We start from the raw sequence: 21,608 nt of genomic DNA, 5'->3' as shown, positions 1-21,608 counted from the left end.
GTGCCTGGCCCCTTTGTGGTGGTTGCGACGTTTACGCTGGTTGAGACTTGGCTAGGCCAGGTCGGCGCCGTTGGTGGCGATGACCTTCTTGTACCAGAAGAAGCTGTCCTTGCGGCTGCGGGCGAGCGTGCCGTTGCCGTCGTTGTCCTTGTCGACGTAGATGAAGCCGTAGCGCTTCTTCATCTCGCCGGTCGAGGCGCTCACCAAATCGATGCAGCCCCACATGGTGTAGCCCATCAGGTCCACGCCGTCCTCGATGGCAATCTCCATCTGCTTGATATGCTCGCGCAGGTAATCGATGCGGTAGCCGTCGTGAATCGCACCGTCCGCCTCGACCTCGTCCACCGCGCCCAGGCCGTTCTCGACGATCATCAGCGGCACCTGGTAGCGGTCGTAGACCTCCTCCAGGTAGTAACGCAGGCCCTCGGGGTCGATCGCCCAACCCCAATCGCTCTTCTTGAGGTACTCGTTGCCGGCGCCACCAAAGATGTTGCCCTGCTCCAGCAGCACCGGGTCAGCCGTGGCCGTGGCGCTCATGTAGTAGCTAAAGCTGTAGAAGTCGACCTTGCCGGCGGCCAGCGTGGCGGCGTCCTCGGGCGAAACCTCCACGTGCACGCCTTCGCGGCGCCACACGCTGGGCGCCCACGAGGGATACGCACCGCGCACCTGCACGTCGCCGCAGTAGAAGTTCATCTCGCGCTGCTGCTTTTGTGCGGCCAGAACGTCTGCCGGATTGCACGTGTGCGGGTAGCAGGCGTTGCCGGCGATCATGCAGCCGATCTTGTTCTGGGGATCGATCTGATGGCCCATGGTGACGCACTTGGCGCTCGCCAGGAACTGATGGTGCAGGGCATCGAAGCGCGCCTGCGGGTCGTCCCAGTCGCAGTCGCCAAAGGCCATGGGCGTGTCGGTTGCCTCGGGCACCATGCCGCCGCCCATCACGCCGCCAAAGCCGCCCATGAGCAGGCAATTGATTTCGTTAAAGGTGAGCCAGTAGCGCACCAGGCCCTTGTACTCGGTCATGACGGTGCGGGCGTAGTTGAGGTAGAAATCGATGAGCTTGGGGTTCTTCCAGCCTCCGTAGTTTTTGGACAGACCATAAGGCAGCTCATAGTGGCTAAGGGTGACCATGGGCTCGATGCCCTGCTCCTGACAGGCCTGGAACACACGGCGGTAGAACTCGATGCCGGCCTGGTTGGGCTCGGCCTCGTCGCCGTTGGGGAAGATACGGCTCCAGTTGATGGACATGCGGTAGCACTTAAAGCCCATCTCGCCAAAAAGCTTGATGTCGTCGAGATAGTGATGGTACATGTCCACGGCCTCGTGGCTGGGATAGTGGTACTGGGGCAGAATGCCGTCGGTAATGTGGCGCGGCTCGGAGACCGTGCCGCCGGTCATGATGTCGGGAACGCCGAGGCCCTTGCCGTCCTCGTTGTATCCGCCTTCGCACTGATTGGCGGCAGTGGCACCGCCCCACAGAAATCCATCGGGAAAAGCCATGTTGGCTCCTTTCGTACGTGTTGGGATGTTGCGTGGACGCCGAAGCGGCGTCCACGAGGTAATTTGCGTCCCGATCGGAGTTCGCGTTGAGTCGGCCGCCACGAAACCGGCCCATCTACTACGTTTAGTCGTGAACCCCCGACCACGCCGCAATTGTCAAAAATAAAACCGCAGGTAGACGGCTTGGCGGTTTTCGAAAAACCACCGTGTGGTTGGCCCCTACCACTTAAACGTAGTAGATAGGCCGGTTTCGTGGCGAGGCATGTTGCGGGACGCGCACGGACCGACCCATCGAAACTATGCCGGCTTAAGATATGCGGACGGAGCTGACGGAGACGACGTTTGCCCAGATAAAACCGACCAAAATAAACCTGTCCCTTATTGGCAGGTTCAAAACCATGCCGGTTTACGGGGCAGAACCAGTGCCCCTTGAGCATGCCAGAAACGGCAAGGACAAAACCGCAGGTAGGAGGCTTGTCAGTTTACGGAAAAACGGGGTATGGTCAGCACTCACCGTTTCAGCCCCGTAATCCGGCATGGTTTTGATTTTGGGCAGTCGCTCGGACGAGCGCATGGCATCTAGCCCCTTTGAAAAAAACCGGCGGGGCGCTCCCCCCCGCCGGCTTGGTACCGAGTCTTTGTCGTTTGGGCTACTTGGCAGCCTCGGGCTTGTAGGTGGCAAACTCGATCGCAAAGCCCACGGCGGCACCCACGAAAGAGGCAACGATAGCCCAGATCATGTGGCTGATGCCGTTAACACCGGAGGGGTCGATGAAGGACAGCCAGTTGAAGACGCCCAGACCACCGGACATGTACACCACGGCGCCGGAGAGACCAATGATGAGGCCGCCCACAGCAGAACCGATGCTGGCGTTGATGAAGGCCTTCTTATCGGGCAGGGCGACACCGTAGATAGCGGGCTCGGTGACACCAAAGAAGAAGGCGGAGATCATGGCCGGCAGCGCGATACCGCGGAACTTCTCGTCCTTGTTCTTGAGATACATGGCGAAGAGCACGGCGCCCAGCGAGAAGGAGTGGGCGATAACGGAGCCCAGGATGTAGTCGTGGCCCAGAGTGGACAGGTTGACCAGCGCGATGGGCACGAGCGACCAGTGGAAGCCAAAGATGACCAGGCACATCCAGAAGGCACCGACGAGGGTGCAGCCCAGGAGGGAGCCGATCATGGGCAGGCCAAACAGCAGCGCGAAGAACTCACCAAGCAGGTTGGTGATGAGCGTGGCGATGGGGCCAATGACCAGATAGCCAAGGGTGACGGTAACGGTGACGACGATCAGCGGGGTGAAGAACATCTTCATAGAAGCGGGCATCCACTTCTTAACCCAGTGCTCGAGGGTGGAGCCAAACCAGACCATGAGCAGGATGGGGATAACGGAGCTGGTGTAACCCGAGGCAGGCATGATGAGCGGCAGGCCCAGGAACGTGGTGTACCAAGAGAAGGTGCCAGCAAAGCCGAGCTCGACGGAGCCGACAACCTCGCCCGAGGTCAGGGCAACCATGGTGGGATACACCAGGGCAAAGGCGATGGCCATGCCGTTGAACTCGCTCATCTTGAACTTCTTGGCCGCGGTAAAGCCAAGCACCACGGGCAGGAAGTAGAACATGCCGTCAGCGACGGTGTAGAGCAGCGTGTAGGCGCCGTCGTTGGCAAAGCTCGGGACCAGGAAGGTAGCGAGCGCCAGCAGGCCCTTCATGATACCGGCAGCGGCGAAGGTGCCGAGCATGGGGGCGAAGATGCCCGAGATGAGGTCGATGATCACATCGGTAACGCCCTTGGGAGCGGCATCGTCGTCATCGGCGTCGACGGCGCCGCCGTCGCTAAAACCGCCGGCCTTGAGAACGGCGTCGTAGACGTCCTCGACGATGTTGCCCACAACAACCTGGTACTGGCCGTTGGCGTGCATGACCTTGATGACGTTGGGCAGCTCGGAGATTGCCTCGTCATTGGCCTTCGACTCGTCCTTGAGCTTAAAACGAACACGGGTAATGCAGTGTGCGACGCATTTGACGTTGGACTTGCCGCCAACCAGCTCTACGATCTGGGCAGCAAGATCGTCGTATTTACCTGCCATGATCTGTCCTCTCTTTTCCAAATTTCGACAAAAATATCCCCTACCGCGAGCCGGTACCTTGCCCGCAGTTAGAAACCAAAAAGAATTGTTGCGATTGCCGCCGGGCTGGCGGCTTTACTCACTCGGTCTGCGAAGCCGATCGCAGACGGTTGATATGCATCATCAGATACAAGAGCTCCTCGTCCGAGCAGCTCTGCTTGAACTCTTTCTCGAACACGCGGTTGATGGCGTACGCACACTGGTAGGCCTCGGGAAAATCGCGGGCGGCCTGCATAAACAGTGAGGAGTTCTCGGTCTGCGTGCAGCTGCCCTTAACAAGGCGGCGAACCAAAAAGCGCAGGTGCGCAAGAAAGCGAATGTAGCAGTACGACGCCGTGTCGAGCGAGCAGCCGAGCTGCTTTTCCACGGAATGGGTTACCTCGTCAAGCACGCGGGTGCTCTTCATGATGAAGTCCATGTCCTTGGCGCGGCCCATGCCGTCGACCTCGGCGTTAACGATGTGGAGCGCGATGCTCGTGGCCTCGTTCTGACCCAGCTTGGCGCCGGTGTGCTTTTGCACGATGGCGAGCGCGGCCTGACCGATTTCGAGCTCACGCGGGTAGATGAAAGCCACCTCATGCTCGAGCGGGTTGGGAGCGCTGATCTGGTCGTCGTCGCGCTGAACGGCAAACTGCAGGTGATCTGCCAGGATAAAGGGCAGGCCACCGGACAGCTTGCAACCAAGCTGCTGGGATGCGAAGCAGGCAATGTCGCTTGCCGCGAGCAGAACGTCGTCGGGAAGTGTGCCGACCATATCCTGCAGGCTCTCGGGAACGTTATAGAATTTGCGCTGGATGAGCGACTCATCGACAAGCTCGTAGGGCATCTCGTGAAAACCGATGCCCTTGCCAAAGACAACAACCTCTCGGCCGTCATCGCTGGCGGCGAGAGCAACGTTATTGTTGATCTTCTTTAAAATGAGCATGAAAAAACTCCTCGGACATCGGCGCTAGACGACGGGGCGATATTCCTCGTCTTCTATTATGCGCAAGTGATGCCTCCCGAGGAGTAACAAACTTGTGAGCACGTGGGCGATTGTAGGATGAAACTTGCATGCAGCGTAAGCCCCATTGGTGCGAAAGTCCGCTGAACGGTAGGAAATCGCCTGTAAACGGCAAAACCACCACAAAGGTGCCTGGCCCCTTTGTGGTGGTTTTGGCTGATGCCCCGATGTTACTCGCGCGGGGTGCCGTAGGGGTTGTACAAATCTGCAAGAGCAAATGTGCCGGTAGTAGCATCAAAGTCGAGTTCGAGCACACAGCAGTTGCCAATGCGGTGCTTCATCTTGAGCGGCTCCACGCCCACGCCGCGCATGACCTGAGCCGCTGCGGCGCCATGGCTCACGCACAACACGCTCTCATGTCCAGGGCGCTGCATGAACTCGGTGATGGTCGCCATCATACGCTCGCGAAACTCGACTTCGCCCTCGCCGTCATACTGCTTGTAAAAATCGCCGTACGGCAGGCGCGGATTCAAATCCTCGCTCGCGCCCTCAAATTTGCCAAAGTTCCACTCCTTAAGGCCCTTGACGCGCTCGTAAGGCTGACCGGGGAACGCAAGCTCAAGCGTGTCGCACGCACGCTCGGACGTCGAACTGTACGCATGGTCAAACGTAAGGCCACGCCCTCGCAGGGTCGCACCGACAGTTTTAGCCTGCTCGATTCCCAGCTCGGTGAGCGGCGAGTCACACCAGCCCTGCTTGCGACGAAGCAAGTTAAAGAGCGTTTGACCGTGACGCATAAAGTACAGTTTTGACATGAGGCCTCCGTGATCGCAATCGTTTGTCAGCGATTATGACACCTTGAGCTAACTTTAAGTCAAAGCTTTTTTGCAAAAACCACCACAAAGATGCCTGTCCCTTTTTGGCATGTTATGGCAGCGCAGCGAGCCGGTTCCAAGTGCCCCAGGTCGCCCCGAAAGAGGAGCGACGCGTACTTTGGTACGCGAGCGACGGCTTGAGGGGCGAGATGGGGTGCTTGGGGCCGGCGCAGCGTCAAGCCTTAAAGGTGGTCTTGGATGAGATCGCAGATGGCTCGGGCGTCATTGATGTTGATGGTTCGGGTCGCGAAGCCGGCGTCGAAGGCCTGACGCGCCAGGGCTTCGTTGCAGGCAAGGGCCAGCGTGTGACCGTCGACCAGGTCGAGCGAGCTCTTGCCACGCAGACGGTCGACACCGGAGCGCGCGACCACGATGTTGTCGAAACCCTCGGTCTTGTAGCCCTCAATGATCACCACGTCGACATCGTTGTAGCGCGACAGCAGCTCGCGCGCGGGCATCTCGTCCTCCTCGCGTGTGTCGGCGTACTCCGCCCAGCGCGTGGCGCAGATGAGGCCCACGTGCTTGGATCCGGCCTGGTGATGGCGCCAGGTGTCCTTAGCGGGCACATCGATATCAAAGCCGTGATGCCCATGATGCTTGAGCGAGCCCACGCGCAGGCCGCGGCGGGTGAGCTCGGCGATAACCTTCTCGACGAGCGTGGTCTTGCCCGAGTTTTGGTAGCCGATAAACGCGATCGCAGGGACGGCTGGAGTGGGAGCTGCGGGTGCGACGGCGACGGGTGCGCTCGCGGGTGCGTCGCCCGCGGCCCCCACAGCCTCAACAGCAGCGGCCTGACGCTCTGCGCGATCCCACACACCCGAGCGGCCGCCCTCCTTGTGCAGCAGGCGCACGTCGACGATCTCCATGCCGCGATCGACCGCCTTGCACATGTCATAGATCGTTAGGCACGCGGCACTCGCTCCAGTCAGAGCCTCCATCTCAATACCCGTCTTGCCCGTCACGCCCGCCGTGACCAGCACGTGAAAGCCAACCTGCCCGTCCGTGCGCGCCGGCACCCAGCCCTCGGGCACGTCCTCGACAGGCGTCCCCGCCGGAGCGATGGGCGCAATGTCGCATTTACTCTTGGTAATGAGCAGCGGATGGCACATGGGAATGATGTCGCTCGTGCGTTTGATGGCCATAATGCCCGCCACGCGCGCGCAGGCAAGCACGTCGCCCTTTTTGGCGCGGTCCTGCAGCACCATGGCCTGCGTCTCGGGATGCATGAGGATGGTGCCCTCGGCGATGGCGATGCGATGGGTCTCGGCCTTGTCGGACACATCGACCATGCGTACCTCGCCCTTGGCGTCCACATGCGTCAGCTCGTCACGACGGGCGTCACGGGCGGGCTCGGTGGCAGCACTGGCAGTCGGCTGCACGGACGCGTCGGCGTTGCCAGCATTCGCCGCAGCCGTGACTTTGTGGGCAGACATCGCGGCCCTGCGAGCGGCCTTGGTGGCATCGGCGTACCTGCTCTTGGCCATATGATCATCCTCCGATTTGGGACATAAATCGTTGTGTGCCCTCAATTATCGCGTGTTCCTGCGGTTTGTGGGCGACGGCATCGCGCCAAATCGAAAGTACCTGCATATCATCACCACGGCGCAGCGCCTCACGCACCGAATACTCGGCATCGCTGAACAGGCACGGACGCACGTTACCGTCGGCCGTCAGGCGCAGACGGTTGCAATTCGCGCAAAAATGATTGGACATGGCGCTGATGAAGCCGACCGTTCCCGCCGCGCCTGGAAAGCGCCAATAGCGCGCAGGGCCCGCGCCGGCAGGAGCGTCGTTGATGTCGAGCGGCTCGAGCTCGCCCAGTCCCGCCGCGGCGGCCCCGGCATTGATGCGTGCCCGCAGCTCGTCGCTCGGCACGGTGTCGCTCGCGTCCCACAGCTCGGGATTGAGCGCGGGCGCATGCGGGTCCACAGCACAATGCGAGCTCGTGTGTTCGTCGCCGATGGGCATGTATTCGATAAAGCGCAGGTGGATGGGGCGGTCGAGCGTGAGCCGCGCGAGGGCCGCCACATCCTGGTTGAGCCGGCGCACCACAACGCAGTTGACCTTAACGGGCTCAAAGCCCCAAGCCAGCGCCGCGTCGATGCCAGCCATGGTCTGCTCGAGTCGACCCAGGCGCGTGATCTTTCCAAACAGCGTAGGGTCGAGCGTGTCGAGCGAGATGTTGACGCGGTTAAGCCCGGCATCTTTGAGCTGCGGTGCCAGCTTGAGCAGCAGGGCGCCGTTGGTGGTAAGCGAGATGTCCTCGATCTGCGGAATCGCGCGGATGTCGCGAATGAGCGGAATAATACGGCGGCTGACCAGCGGCTCGCCGCCCGTCAGGCGTACGCGGCGAATGCCCTCCCCCGCCACCAAGCGCACAAAGCGGGCGATTTCCTCGGCGCTGAGCAGCTCGTCGTGCGCGCGGGGCGCCACGCCATCGGCCGGCATGCAATAGATGCAGCGAAAATTGCACTTGTCGGTAACGGCAATGCGCAGGTAGTTGATGTCGCGGCCAAAGCCGTCATGTTGCACGTGCCCGTCCACGCAGCCCTCCCCTCACGCGGCGTTTTATTCTTCGGAAAACATAATACCCCACGGGAGAATCATGCCGACACCCGTACGACAGGACAGGTCGCTTCGAGCAAAACGGACTTCCCAAGCCCATCCTCAACACACAGACCATCACAACATTCGATGCTTTTCCCAATTTTGGCAAAAAACGTCGAATGTTGTGATGGTTTGAGGCGAGGTGAGGAGCATGGAGGGGTCAAAGCATCGTGCTCGAACGGGTTAATCCAACTCTTTTAAGCCATGCGCCAGCTGCCAGTACTCGCCGTGCTGAGCGAGCAGCTCTTCGTGCGTGCCGCGCTCGATGATGCGACCGTGTTCGAGGACCATGATGGCGTCGGCGTCGCGGACGGTGGACAGGCGGTGCGCGATCATAAACGTGGTGCGTCCGCGCATGATGCGGTCCATGCCGCGCTCGATGAGCTTTTCGGTGCGCGTGTCGATAGAGCTCGTGGCCTCGTCCAAGATGAGCACCGGCGGGTCGGCAACGGCCACGCGCGCGATGGCGAGCAGCTGGCGCTGGCCCTGCGACAGGTTGGCGCCGTCGGCCGTGACCGGTGTGTCGTAGCCTCTAGGCAGGCGGCGGATAAACGAATCCGCGCAGGCAGCCTCGGCAGCGGCGCGCACTTCCTCGTCGGTCGCGTCGAGCTTGCCAAAGCGGATGTTCTGTGCGATGGTGCCGCTAAACAGGTGCGTGTCCTGCAGCACAATGCCGAGCGACCCGCGCAGGCTGGCCTTGGCAATGTGCTTGACGTCAATGCCGTCGTACGTGATCTCGCCGTCATCGACCTCGTAGAAGCGGTTGATGAGGTTGGTGATGGTCGTCTTACCGGCGCCTGTGGAGCCCACAAACGCGATCTTTTGCCCCGGCTTGGCAAACAGGTTGAGATCCGTGAGCACACGGGTGCCTGGCACGTAGGAAAAGTCCACGGCATGGAAGCGCACGTCGCCGGCAAGTGGGACCAAGCCGCACGTGAGCTCGGTGCCGTCGGCAGCCACCGCACGGCCCGACTCATCAACGGCAGCCACATCATGCAGGTGCCCGTACGCGCCCACGCCCTGGCTCTCGGGAATCTTCCATGCCCACGCGGCGCCGCCCGTCTGCACCAGCTCCACGCAGCCCTCGTCCACCTCGGGCTCAAGATCCATGGCGGCAAACAGGCGCTCGGCACCGGCCAGCGCGTTGAGCAAAAAGTTGCCCAGCTGCGTAAACTGGTTGATGGGCATGGCGGCCTGGCGTACAAAGACCAGGTAACTTGCAAGCGCGCCCACGTCGGCGAGCCCCTTGATGCAGAGCATGCCGCCCGCCACGGCGACGATGGCGTAGTTGGCATAGCCGATCACCACGGTCATGGGCACCATCGAGTTGGCGTAGGCCTGCGCGGCACCACCGGTGCGGCGCAGCTCTTGGTTGCGCGCGTCAAAACCAGCCACGTTGGCTTGCTCGTGATTAAAGACCTTGATGACCTTTTGACCCGAGACCATCTCTTCGGTATATCCGTCCAGGTCGCCAAGCGATGCCTGCTGGGCGGCAAAGAAACGCTTAGAGCGCGTGCCCGAGTAGCGCGCATACAGCACAATGGCCGCATCGCACACGAGCGTGATAATCGTGAGCTGCCAGTTGAGGATGATGAGCATGGCCGTGGTGCCGACCACCTGGATGATCGCCTGAATCACGTTGGCAAAGCTGTTGTTGAGCGCCTCGGAGACGGTGTCGACGTCGTTGGTAAAGAAGCTCATGATGTCACCCGAGCGCGTGCTGTCGAAGTAGCTCAGCGGCAGCGTCTGAATGTGGGCAAACAGGTCGCGGCGGATATCGGACACCACGCGCTGGGCCGCGCGCACCATAATCTGCGAGTAGCCCAGAGCCGAGAGCACGCCCGCGGCGTAGATGGCAGCGGTAAAGATAACCTGCCTAGCGAGCAGTTCCTCGCCGCCCGTTGCCAAACCGTTGACGATGGGACGTACCATGTAGGTGCCGGCAAGGCTTGCGATGGCGGCCACAGAGGCAAGCACGCCAACTGCGAGCAGCGAGAACTTGGCGTGACCCATGTAGGAGAGCAAGCGGCGAAGCGTCTGCGTCAGATTGGTGGGACGGGCCTGAGCGGATGTCTTAGGCATGGCGCTCACCCCCTTCCGTGGCTTGAATTGATTCGTTGGGGCCAGACGAAGACGGGGCATTTGCGCCGTCTGCGACGTCCACATCCCCCGCAAACTCCATCTGCGAGGCATAGATCTCCTGATAAATGGCGTCGCCCGCCAGCAGCTCCTCGTGCGTGCCCACACCGTGGACACGGCCGTCGTCCAGCACAATAATGCGGTCGGCATCCATGACGCTCGCAATGCGCTGTGCAATGACAATCACCGTCGTGTTGGGAATCTGAGCGATATGCTCGCGGATCTTGGCGTCGGTCGCCATATCGACCGCGCTGGTCGAATCGTCAAAGATGAGCACACGCGGATGCTTGAGCAACGTACGCGCGATGCACAGGCGCTGCTTCTGCCCGCCCGAGACACCGGCACCGCCCTGGCCCAGATAGCCGTCAAGGCCGCCGATGCGATCCAGAAACTCGTCCACGCATGCCGCCCGGCAGGCCGCGAGGAGCTCATCGTCCGACGCCTGCGGATTGCCCCACTGCAGGTTCTCGCGCACGGTACCCGTAAACAACACGTTCTTTTGCAGCACGATACCCACGGCGTCGCGCAGGGCAACCAGGTCGTAATCGCGCACATCGCGCCCGCCCACGAGTACGGCGCCTTCGGTGGCGTCGTACAGGCGCGCGATCAGCTGCACAAGCGAACTCTTGCCCGAGCCCGTGCCGCCGAGCACGCCCACCGTGGAGCCCGCCTCAATGCAAAGGTCAATATGCTCGAGCACATCCTCGGCAGCATCCGCGCGGTACTTAAACGACACGTCGCGAAACTCGATGCTTCCGTCGGCCACCTCGCGCACGGCAGCGGCAGCGTCGGGCGCCTGGATAAGTGAACGCTCGTCGAGCACCCGCGAGATGCGTTCCACGCTGGCAAGTGCGCGCGTGAGCAGCAAAAACACGTTGGAAATCATCATGAGCGAGTTCATGATCAGCAGCACATAGCTCATAAAGCCCGTGAGCGAGCCCACGCCCAAGCGACCTTCGATGATCATGCGGCCGCCAATCCATAGAATCGAGAGCGCAGCCACGTACATCGACAGCTGAAACACCGGCAGGTTGAGCACGGCGTTGCCAAAGGTCTTCGTCGCCGTATGCGCAAGCTCGGTATTGACGGCATCGAACTTGGCCTCCTCGTGCTCGGCACGCACGTACGCCTTGACGGCGCGCACGGCGGTGAGGTCCTCCTGCACCACACCGTTGAGATGGTCCATCGAGGTCTGCAGCTGGCGGTAGAGCGGGCTGACGCGATAGGTGATAACGCCCAGTACAATCGCCAGCACTGGCAGAATAATCGCGAATACCGTAGCGAGCGGGCGCGACAGCACCAGCGCATAGACCAAGCCGACGATGAGCGTCACGGGGCCGCGCACCATGGGGCGAAAGCCGTTGCCGATGGCGTTTTGAATCACGGTGATGTCGGTGGTCATGCGAGTGACGAGCGAGCTGGCGTCGTAGTTGTCCAGATTGCCAAAGGCGAGCGTCTGGATCTTGCGATACTCGGCCTCGCGCAGGTTAGCGCCCAGCCCCGAGGCGACGCGAGCAGACGTGCGCGCATAGCCCAAGCCAAGTACCAGCGAAAATGCGGCACATACCAACATATACGTGCCCTGCAACAGCATGTAGTCGATGTCGCCCGCGGGCACGCCTACATCGATGATATTTGCCATGATGACCGGGATAAACAGCTCGAGCGCCGTCTCGGCCGTCACAAAGAGCACGCCGAGCATGGCATCGCGGCGGTATGCCCCCAGATAGGAAAACAGAATCTTGAGATTGCGCACGCAGGTTCATCCCCCATCAAACGTTGTTCGCAAACCCACGTATTATGGCGCGCCGTGCGGCGGTGTCAAGTGTTCCGAAATCGATTTCTGCAAGGCTAGTGCAGGCACCAAGCTCGCAGGACGCGCCCCTGTATTCAATTAGAAATGAACGCGAGCGTGACTTTTTCGCCCCACTGCCAACATAAACCTTGACTCTATAATCGTTGTAGGGTTTTCACTACACTGGTACGTAAACAGACCAAGCCAGAAAGCCCCGCCCATGGAACACGACCTCACACGCGGCAATGTCCTTAAGACCATCGCGGTCTTTGCCCTGCCATATATGCTCTCGTACTTTTTGCAGATGCTCTACGGCATGGCCGACCTGTACATGATGGGGCAGTTTAGCGGCGCCGCCGGCATCACCGCCGTGGGCAACGGCGCGCAGACGCTCTATATCATTACCGTGACGCTCGTGGGCCTGGCCATGGGAACGACGGTTATCGTCGGCCACGCCGTGGGTTCGCGTCGGTTTGACCGCGCCGAGACCGCCATCGGCAACACCATCACGCTCTTTATGGGTGTCTCGGTGGTGCTGGCCGCTGTCCTGCTCGCACTGTGTCCGCAGATTGTGGCACTCATTGGCACGCCGGCCGAGGCGGTCGAAGGAACCGCCGCCTACCTGCGTATCTGCTTTATGGGCATTCCCTTTATCGCCGCGTACAACATCCTCTCGGCCATCTTTCGCGGCCTAGGCGATTCGCGCTCGCCCATGTACGTGATTGGCGTGGCATGCATCATCAACATCGCGCTCGACTTTCTGTTTATCGGCCACATGGGGCTCGACCCCGTAGGCGCGGCACTCGGCACAGTCATCGCGCAGACGGCGAGCGTGGCTCTCGCGCTCGTGTGGCTCAAGAGCCGCCGTACGCACATTCACCTCAAGCGCAGCGACCTACGCCCCCAGCCCGAGGTGCTCGGCAGCATCCTTAAGATCGGCGTGCCCGTAGCCGTGCAGGACGGCTGCATCCAGGTGGCGTTTATGTTCATCACCGTCATCGCCAACCACCGCGGCCTGGTTGATGCCGCCGCCGTAGGCTTGGTCGAAAAGATGATCAGCTTTTTGTTTATCGTGCCGAGTTCCATGGGCGCTACCGTCAGCGCGCTCACGGCGCAAAACGCCGGCGCAGGCAAGGGCGACCGCGCGCGCCAGGTGCTCAAGGATGCCATGACCATCTCGGTGGTGTACGGCTGCCTGATCACGGTGCTGATGTGGCTGGTGGCGCCGGCGTTTATCGGCTTTTTTGCCAAGGACCCCGCGGTGGTCGCCGCCGGCACCGGCTATATGCGCAGCTATATTTTCGACGCGATTTTTGCCGGCATCCACATTTGCTTTAGCGGCTTTTTCGCTGCATACGGCAAGAGCTACATCGGCTTTGCGCACAACGTGCTGGCCGTGGCGCTCATTCGCGTACCCGGCGCATGGCTGCTGTCGAACGCCTATTCCGACACGCTGTTCCCCATGGGTATCGCCTCGCCGTGCGGGTCGATTCTGTCGGCGGCCATCTGCGTGATTGCATTTACCGTGCTCAACCGCCGCGGAACTTTTGACAAGCTGATGGCGTAGCGGGGCAACGCAGGCCTAGCGCCTCTCCCCTGTTTTACCGAAAGGAGCGGTCCTGTGACCGACATGCCAAGCGAACACACCGAGGGCCTGCTCCGCATTGGCGAGGTGGCGCGCTTGCTCAATTTGAGCGTGGGCACACTGCGCCATTACGAACAGATGGGGCTATTGGAACCGGCATATGTCGATCCGACGAGTGGGTACCGCTACTACGGATCGCGGCAGCTCTCCACCCTCAACACCATCAGCCACCTGCGTGTTCTCAACTTGCCGCTCGCACAAATCCGCGAGTTTGTGACAACGCGCGATGTGAACCTCATGCAGCGGCAGCTGGCTCAGCAGCAGGAGCTCATCGAGCGCAAGCGCAGCGAGCTGGAGCGCGTGTCGCGCAAGATCGATAACCGACTTGCCCTGCTGCACGATGCCCTAAACACCGAGCTCGATACCATTTGCACAATCGATGCGCCCGAGCTTCACTGCGCCGTGCTGAGCGAACGCGTCAACCCTACCGACGCATATGCGCTGGAATGGCAGATTCGTCAGCTGCAGAAGGGTCAGCACGAGACCTTTGTCTTTCTGGGCAACTTGGGCGTCGGGATCGCGCCCGAACGCCTTGCCGCCGGCGACTTTGATGGCTACGACGAGGTCTTCCTGCTGCTCGATGACACCGATGATTACTTGGGCGACGTCGAGGTGCGGCCCGCCGCGCGCTGCCTAACCATAAGCTTCCGCGGCACGCACGGACAAGCAGCCCCGCGCTACGAGCGGCTGCTCAGCTATATGCGCGAACACAACCTGACGCCCGCCGGCCCCTCGCGCGAGATCGCCTTGATCGACGACATCATCAGCGACGACCCGGCAACCTACGTAACGCAGATCACGGTGCCGGTTGCCCCAGCAAAGTAAGAACCGCCCGGAAGGCATCGTGCTTCCGGGCGGTTCTTCAATTTGGCTATCGATGCCTTACGCCTCAGGCACCTCGCCAGTAGCCAAAATCTGCTCGAGTGCGTCCTCATCCAATACAGGCACGCCCAGCTGCTCGGCTTTGGTGAGCTTGGAGCCCGCTTTGGGGCCGGCGACCAGATAGCTCGTCTTCTTCGACACGCTGCCCGAAACCTTGGCGCCGAGCACCTTGAGCGCCGCGCCTGCCTCGTCGCGCGTGCGGTTGACGAGCGTGCCGGTGAGCACGAAGGTCAGACCCGCAAGCGGCTGTGCGTCGGCGAGCTCGCCCGCCACGCCAGCTTCGGCCGCGGCTTGCGCATGAGCGGCGCCCAAGTCGACCTCGAGCGAAAGGCCCGCTTGGCGCAGACGTTCCAGCACGGCGAGGTTCTCGGGCACGGCCAGGAACTGCTTGACGCTCGCCGCAATCTTGGGACCGATGCCCTCGCACTCGGCGATATCCTCTTCGCTCGCCAAGATGAGCTTGTCGATCGACAGGAATCGCTCGGCGATGACCTCGCCCACGCTCTTGCCCACGTGGCGGATGCCCAGGGCAAACAGCACGCGACCGAGCGGCTGGCTCTTGGACTTGTTGAGCTCGGCGATGATTTTCTCGGCCGTCTTGAGGCCCACCGGGATGGGGTCGCCCTTCTTGACACCCTTTTTGCTGTTGGAGCTAGCATAGGTGCGGCCCGTGTCCAGGCCGGCGATGTCGTCGACCGTGAGCTGGTAGAAGTCCGCGACATCATGAATCAGGCCGGCGGCGATCATCTTGTCGACAATCTCATCGCCCAGGCCGTCCACGTCCATGCAGCCGCGGCTCACCCAGTGGAGCAGGCGCTCCTTGAGCTGTGCGGGGCAGTCGATGGACACGCAGCGGTAGGCCACCTCGCCATCCTCGTGAACCACGGGGCTACCGCACACGGGACAGACCTCGGGCATCTGCCAGTCAACGCTGTCGGCCGGACGCTTGTCGAGCACGGGACCCACGACCTCGGGGATCACGTCGCCCGCCTTGTGCACGATGATGGTGTCGCCCTCGCGCACGTTTTTGCGGCGGATCTCATCGATGTTGTGCAGCGTGGCGCGCGCGATGGTGGAGCCGGCGACCGTCACCGGGTCGAACTCGGCGACCGGCGTGAGCACACCGGTGCGGCCCACCTGGATGCGAATTTCGCGCAGGACGGTCTGCTTTTCCTCGGGCGGGAACTTAAAGGCGATGGCCCAGCGCGGTGCACGAGCGGTAAAGCCCAGGTCGAGCTGCTGCTGGAAGCTGTCGACCTTTACGACCACGCCGTCGATGTCGTAATCCAGGTCGCCGCGGTGCTCGAGCGCCTGGGCACAGAACTCGTGGACCTCGGACGGCGTGGCGCAACGAGCCACGTTGGGGTTGACGCTGAAGCCGGCGCTACGCAGCCAGTCGAGAAACTCGCGCTGGCTGTGGACGTGCAGCGGATCGGTATCGGCGATGGCATAGATAAAGGTGGCCAGGTCGCGGCGCGCCGTGACCTTGGGGTCCTTTTGGCGCAGGGATCCTGCAGCAGCGTTGCGCGGGTTGGCAAAGGGGTCGCGGCCCTCGGCATCGGCCTCTTCGTTTAGACGGACAAAGCTGCCCTTGGGCATGTAGACCTCACCACGCACTTCGATGGTACGCTCGCGATCGGCGCCCATGTGGGCGAGCGCCGGCTCGGACAGGTGCATGGGCACGTCCTTGATGGTACGGACGTTGAGCGACACGTCCTCGCCCGTGGTGCCATCGCCGCGCGTGGCGGCGCGTACGAAGGTGCCGTTTTGGTAGGTAAGCGCGACGCCCAAGCCGTCGATCTTGAGCTCGCAGGTATAGGTGACGCTACCGGCGCCGAGCGCATCCTCGGTGCGCTGGAGCCACGCGTCAAGTTCGTCCAGGTCCATGGCATCGTCCATGGAATACATGCGGGCCATGTGCGTGACCGGCGTAAACTGCTCGCTCACGTATCCGCCCACGCGCTGGGTATAGCTGTCGGGCGTCACCAAATCGGGATAGGTCGCCTCGATTTCCTGCAGCTCAACGAGCATTTTGTCGAAGGCGGCGTCCGTGATCTCGGGCGCATCGAGCATGTAGTAGCGGTACGCGTGGTAATCGAGCTCGTGGCGCAGCTCGGCCGCGCGCGCGGCGGCCTGGGCATGGGCGTCGGCCGGTGCAGCGGCATCCGCGCCCGCGGGCGTTTCGGTATCGATGTCCACGCCGTCACCAAACAGGCTCGATTGCTCCATAGCGGCACTCCTTCGCTCGATTTCAAACGGATACTAGAGTACCACCGGTCACCATGGCGCCGAATAACCCTTTCGAACCGCACCGAATCGGCAGCCGCCAGACTGGGGTGGATCGCGCGATCAAACCATGCCCTTGCCAGTTCTAAATGATCCGTTTTCCTCCATCCCCAATGGATCACTACGAAAAGAGGGGTTGTCCCGCGTTGGCGGAACAGCCCCTCTGGCATCGGTATGTGCGATACGGCTCGTTAGTAACCCTGGCCGTAGCCTTGGCCCTGGCCCTGGCCCTGCTGGCCCAGCAGCTCCTCCAGGTACTGGCGCAGCTGTTCATCGGTAATACCACCGTTGCCGGTGTCGGTCGCGCTGTCATCCTGCTGCTGGTTCTGCAGCTCCTCATCGGAGCCCAGCTCGACGGTGACCTTCTTCTCTTCCTTGCCGCGCATGAGCGTGATCTCGACCTTCTCGCCCACCTCGTGGCTGCGCAGTGCGATGATCAGGCCATCGGCGCTCGAAATCTCATCGTCGCCCAGCTTGGTGATGACGTCGCCCTCCTGAATGCCGGCCTTGGCGGCAGGACCGTCCTCGACGACGCTCGCCACGTACGCGCCGCTATCGGTGCTCAGCTTGTTGGTGCGGGCGTTAAGCGCATTGACGCTCGAAAGCGTGGCGCCCATGTACGGATGCACCGGCGTCTTGCCGTCGATAATCTGGTCGGCAATGTTCTTGGCGTAGTTAACGGGAATAGCAAAGCCCACGCCCGAGCTGGAGCCCGAGTAGCTCTCGATGAGCGAGTTGATGCCCACGAGCTCACCGTTGTCGTTGACGAGCGCGCCACCGGAGTTGCCCGGGTTGATGGCGGCATCGGTCTGGATCATGTTGGCATAGATGGTATTACCGCTGGTAGAGCTCATGGCCGTGGAGCGGTAGAGCGCCGAGACGATACCCGTGGAGACAGACTGCTCGTTTCCGAACGGCGAGCCGATCGCCATAACCCACTCGCCCACGTTGAGCTTGGAGGAATCACCGATCTCAATCGGCGTGAGCTTGGAGGCGTCTGCGTCCTTGAGCTTGATGACGGCCAGGTCGCTCGAAGCGTCGTTGCCCACGAACTCGGCCTCGTAGGTGGTGCCGTCATCCATGGTCACCACGTACTGGTCATAGCCATCGACCACGTGGTTGTTGGTGAGGATGTGGCCCTCGGTATCGAGCACCACGCCCGAGCCGACGCTGCCCGAGCTGTCCGACTCGTCGGCAGACTGCGAAAGCGAGCCATTCTGGCTGCCGCTCGAAGTGGCGGTAATGGAAACCACGGAGGGCAACGCCTTGGCAGAAACGGCCTCGGCCAGCGTGGTGTCCTCGGAGTCGATCGTGATCTTTTGCGTCGACGAACCCGAAGCACCCGCCGTCACGGCATTCTTTCCGCCGCCAATGTTGAGCGTGCCACTCATAATGAGCGCAATGACCAGCAGGGCGCCGCAGGCACAGCCGGCGAGTGCCGTAATAAAGATCGGCAGCTTTTTGGTCTTAGTCTTGACCACTGTGTGCTTGTTTACAACCTGCTGGCTGCCCAGCGGCTTTCCGGTCTGCGTGTCGTAGGCCTGCACGTAGGGAATGTTGCTGTCGGCAGGCGTCGACTCCACCTGCACGCGCGGCTGCTGTTGGGTCTCGCCGGCGTTGCCCGCATCCTGGGGACGCTGGGAATCGTTCTCGCTCATAGCTGCGATCCTTTCGTCAAATAACCAAAGGCCCGCCAAACATGTGGCGGGCCATCATTGTTCACGTTGAGTTGTACCCCAAGCTGGGCAGTCCCGAGCACTAGATGCCAAGATTTCAGCTTTGCTTAAGTAATGACATGCTTATAGGCCAATTCGTTTTATGCCGTCATGTCTATTCGATATAGCAGTCGATAGCAAAACTATATGTTGAATCGTTAATAAAGTCTGTAATCGTCGCGCCCATACCCGATCCGCACGTCCACTTATCCTTCTCCGCATCGTATGGCGTTGGCCCCCACCCCGTTTCATATGATGCTTCGCTTTCTGTGAAGTAGTTCATCACATATTTATCTTTCTGCATGAGCGCATACCAAGCGTTTGCATACATCACAAGCGGATCGGTTTGAATTATCGAATATTTTCCTGACCGAATTGCAATGCTTTGCCCATCTTCAGAATATTCAACAACAATCTCAATCTTTGCCAACACCGGCAGTGAATCATCTGACTCCCTATGAACCGTCACCAAATTCTTAGTTGCCGCTCTTGTCAGGGACGCTGCACCGTCATTATTCCTGTTTATGCTGCCAACAGCCATTTTTCTATTTCCGGCACCCAAGACATCTTTGCTTCGCGCCGAGGACACAATAACCCCAGCCTCATTCCGAACTATCATGTCGGTCACAAGCGTCAATCGTTTTTGCGCATTCGTAAGCTGCGCAGCGTTGGCCCCTCTCGCCCCAGCAAACATAACAGCTCCTGATGCCAAGACGAATAGCTGTCTTCTGTTGATCATTCCTCTCGCTCCTCACCGATTTAGTTAACTTTTTCCATATAGTAGGGATGCAAAGTTTCCTCTTCTAAATTGGCATCACTTGCGAAGAATAGAATCCATTTCTCTCCCGCCTTCAGCCCTGAAGCAGTTCCGGTATTAAAGTAACTACGGATATCAATCTCTTTCCGCCCTCCGCTTGACACGAGAGCCTCAAATTGTCCGTTATGAATATCCGACAGCGTCTGTACTTCAACTGAAATATGTTCGTCATCTTTTCCACCGACGACCGAGGGGCTCGGTTGATAGGCCGCGACAACCAATATCCCAAGAAATGCGCAAAGAAGCCCCAGCGTTTTACGTATGCGCTTTCTATTATCTTCGCCGTCACTCTCCACAATACGTCCCTTCATGCGATATATAAATCGTTGTGTCATATGGAAGAAAACGCAGCTGATTGAACCAACCATCCCAGACAACAAGCATATATTTCTTATCATTTGAATATGAATTATGCATAGCCACATATCCCGCAACAGCCATCGCATGAGCGTCATGGCTTGAACTGAGAGTCCCAGAAAAGATACTGAGATTTCCAGAATCTGCAGTTGCCCTGAAAGAATCCCAAGATGGATACCAGGCAAATGATGTCTCAAGCCTTTTCCCGCGCCTAGCACAGAACTCCTTAATAGCCGGGGCAGCATTTGGAGATGGAGTCTCTCCTTGGGTAAAGTAAAGGCCCGTAGCTTGATCGAATGACTTATTTGGTTTGCCGGATGTTCCCGATAACTGCCAAAGCTCATGATATAAGTCTGGCAATTTGAGCCGGTTTAGCGTTACATAATGGCTGCTTACCGCAAACATCGCAGACACATCGCAAGCATAGGTCCCCGTTTCTTTAATAACCTCTGATTGTGTAGGCATTATCATCCCTGAAATAGTTTTACTTGCGTCAATGACATATCCTTGTTTATACAGGTCTTTGGGCAATACGAAAACATCCTCGAACCTGCCTGGAGATCCGCTGCGGCTATTTCCCACAGAAAACACCGCTGTTGACCGGCATCCCTTCTCATCTAAAACAACGTTATTATCCAGATCTGCAATACCAAAAGACAGCTCGTCAAATTTCAAAGCAACGATGTCATCTTGGGATGCGAGAAGGGCTATTTCATCGCTTGTATTCTCAATGGGCATAGGGGCGTTCGGAGCCAAGCAGTATTCGCTGATCCACCAAGATCGCTCTGAATCAAATACGACGTAGCCATAGTTAACGTCATCCCACTTCGCGCGAACGATATACCCGATTGATTCCCCATCGGAATTCACCATTTTTACTGGGTCACAAGCGGTCACCGGCTCATCCGATACGTCATCAAAGAAAGCTTGCGCTTGCTCCACAGCTATTTGCGGTGTGACACGAACCAAGTCGTCGTCTCCAAAAACCAACCTTGGAGACATCAGGGCGGCAAGCAATACTATGAATCCGACAATCACCTTTCTCGAATAACGCATTTCTTCCTCCATCCGTGCAGTAGGGAGATACGGTAACTAAATGATATTCGTGAGATAGTGCTATACGTTTGATATTGTTTTTACTGACACACTTTAAATCGGTGAAAGGTCTTCTTTTTCGCCCTAAACGAGAAAAGGGTACTGGAGAAATCTCCGGTACCCTCACATTCCTCTATTTACTTGCTAGTCCTTAAACAGATAGCCCACGCCGCGAACGGTGGTGATGTGCGCCGCGATCTGCGGGCCCACCTTGGAGCGGATGCGTCGAATGTGCACGTCGACGGTGCGCGTGCCGCCGCAGTACTCAAAGCCCCACACGCGGTGCAGCAGCACCTCGCGGCTGTAGGCGCGGTTGGGGTGCGTCGCCAAAAAGCTCAGCAGCGAGTACTCCATCAGCGTCAGGTCGATGGGCTCGTTATCGAGTGTCACCTGGTAGGTAGCCAGGTTAATCTCGAGGTTATCGATATTGAGTACATCGTCGGCGGTGACGGTCTCCTCCTCGCCCATCAGGCGCTGCGCGCGAGCCTTGAGCTCGTTGGGTGTCGCCGTGGGGCATACAAAGTCGGTATGCGCGTGATTGGGCAGGCGCAAGGTACCGAGCGCCTCGTCGTCAACGATCACCAACATGGGGACGCCACCACGATCGTCAAGCCACTTGGCAATCTGATCGATGCGGTCGCTGCGGATGCCATCTGAATCGAGAATCAGCAGGTCAAAGTCGTGCGCCGCAGTTGGCGAATCGGGGGTTGCCAGGCTCACCTCGACACCCAGGGTAGTCGTCAAGCTGCGGGCAAACTCGTGGAAGCGCGTCGTGCGCGCCATGAACAGGGCACTCTTTTCGGACATATCGGCCTCCAAAGAA

General features: G+C 59.8%; 16 protein-coding genes. 2 read left to right on the top strand and 14 right to left on the bottom strand.

Translation table 11 applies throughout. The features are described 5' to 3' along the window. Positions 1 to 51 precede the first annotated feature (51 nt). The 8 genes from DW645_RS02985 to DW645_RS02950 all read right to left on the bottom strand — a co-directional run bounded on the left by DW645_RS02985 (position 52) and on the right by DW645_RS02950 (position 11,949). On the bottom strand, positions 52 to 1,500 hold the full coding sequence (locus DW645_RS02985; protein WP_117563637.1) for a glycoside hydrolase family 1 protein: 1,449 nt from the start codon (positions 1,498 to 1,500) through the stop codon (positions 52 to 54). 650 nt (positions 1,501 to 2,150) lie between these two features. Next, on the bottom strand, positions 2,151 to 3,590 hold the full coding sequence (locus tag DW645_RS02980) for a PTS transporter subunit EIIC (protein ID WP_117628953.1): 1,440 nt from the start codon (positions 3,588 to 3,590) through the stop codon (positions 2,151 to 2,153). 118 nt (positions 3,591 to 3,708) lie between these two features. Next, a complete protein-coding gene (locus DW645_RS02975) occupies positions 3,709 to 4,554 on the bottom strand; it encodes a PRD domain-containing protein (RefSeq protein WP_117765392.1) in 846 nt (281 codons plus the stop codon). Positions 4,555 to 4,802: 248 nt separating this feature from the next. Further along, entirely contained in the window at positions 4,803 to 5,387 is a 585-nt protein-coding gene (locus DW645_RS02970) for a histidine phosphatase family protein (RefSeq protein WP_117563640.1), read from the bottom strand. Positions 5,388 to 5,629: 242 nt separating this feature from the next. Then, complete coding sequence (gene mobB / locus DW645_RS10190; RefSeq protein WP_118226231.1) at positions 5,630 to 6,931, bottom strand: molybdopterin-guanine dinucleotide biosynthesis protein B; 1,302 nt, start codon at positions 6,929 to 6,931, stop codon at positions 5,630 to 5,632. A gap of 4 nt (positions 6,932 to 6,935) precedes the next feature. Further along, the gene (moaA, locus tag DW645_RS02960; protein WP_233540700.1) at positions 6,936 to 7,991 is read right to left on the bottom strand and encodes a GTP 3',8-cyclase MoaA; all 1,056 of its coding nucleotides are present in this window, start codon (positions 7,989 to 7,991) and stop codon (positions 6,936 to 6,938) included. A gap of 246 nt (positions 7,992 to 8,237) precedes the next feature. Further along, positions 8,238 to 10,136, bottom strand: a complete 1,899-nt coding sequence (locus DW645_RS02955; protein ID WP_118226229.1) for an ABC transporter ATP-binding protein — start codon at positions 10,134 to 10,136, stop codon at positions 8,238 to 8,240. Then, entirely contained in the window at positions 10,129 to 11,949 is a 1,821-nt protein-coding gene (locus tag DW645_RS02950) for an ABC transporter ATP-binding protein (RefSeq protein ID WP_118226227.1), read from the bottom strand. The genes DW645_RS02955 and DW645_RS02950 overlap by 8 nt, the downstream gene beginning before the upstream one ends. Before the next feature lie 259 nt (positions 11,950 to 12,208). Between DW645_RS02950 and DW645_RS02945 the strand changes: the two genes are divergently transcribed. Next, on the top strand, positions 12,209 to 13,555 hold the full coding sequence (locus DW645_RS02945) for an MATE family efflux transporter (protein WP_118226225.1): 1,347 nt from the start codon (positions 12,209 to 12,211) through the stop codon (positions 13,553 to 13,555). A gap of 63 nt (positions 13,556 to 13,618) precedes the next feature. Next, complete coding sequence (locus DW645_RS02940; protein WP_118226261.1) at positions 13,619 to 14,458, top strand: MerR family transcriptional regulator; 840 nt, start codon at positions 13,619 to 13,621, stop codon at positions 14,456 to 14,458. Between the two features lie 57 nt (positions 14,459 to 14,515). Here the strand turns inward: DW645_RS02940 and ligA are convergent, their stop codons facing one another. From ligA to DW645_RS02910, 6 genes are all read right to left on the bottom strand, one after another. Further along, on the bottom strand, positions 14,516 to 16,744 hold the full coding sequence (gene ligA, locus DW645_RS02935; protein ID WP_118226223.1) for an NAD-dependent DNA ligase LigA: 2,229 nt from the start codon (positions 16,742 to 16,744) through the stop codon (positions 14,516 to 14,518). Between the two features lie 248 nt (positions 16,745 to 16,992). Continuing rightward, on the bottom strand, positions 16,993 to 18,459 hold the full coding sequence (locus DW645_RS02930; RefSeq protein ID WP_118226221.1) for a S1C family serine protease: 1,467 nt from the start codon (positions 18,457 to 18,459) through the stop codon (positions 16,993 to 16,995). A 172-nt stretch (positions 18,460 to 18,631) separates the two neighbouring features. Further along, a complete protein-coding gene (locus tag DW645_RS02925; RefSeq protein ID WP_089573198.1) occupies positions 18,632 to 19,255 on the bottom strand; it encodes a hypothetical protein in 624 nt (207 codons plus the stop codon). Between the two features lie 20 nt (positions 19,256 to 19,275). Next, entirely contained in the window at positions 19,276 to 19,629 is a 354-nt protein-coding gene (locus DW645_RS02920; RefSeq protein ID WP_118226219.1) for a hypothetical protein, read from the bottom strand. Further along, positions 19,619 to 20,746, bottom strand: a complete 1,128-nt coding sequence (locus DW645_RS02915) for a hypothetical protein (RefSeq protein WP_118226217.1) — start codon at positions 20,744 to 20,746, stop codon at positions 19,619 to 19,621. The genes DW645_RS02920 and DW645_RS02915 overlap by 11 nt, the downstream gene beginning before the upstream one ends. Positions 20,747 to 20,929: 183 nt before the next feature. Then, a complete protein-coding gene (locus DW645_RS02910; protein ID WP_118226216.1) occupies positions 20,930 to 21,592 on the bottom strand; it encodes a response regulator transcription factor in 663 nt (220 codons plus the stop codon). Positions 21,593 to 21,608: the final 16 nt, after the last annotated feature.

The sequence above is a fragment of the Collinsella sp. AM23-17 genome, from assembly GCF_003470945.1.
GTDB lineage: Bacteria > Actinomycetota > Coriobacteriia > Coriobacteriales > Coriobacteriaceae > Collinsella > Collinsella aerofaciens_O.
Note: the sequence above shows the minus strand (reverse complement) of the source record. Positions and strands in the feature narration are given on the sequence as shown.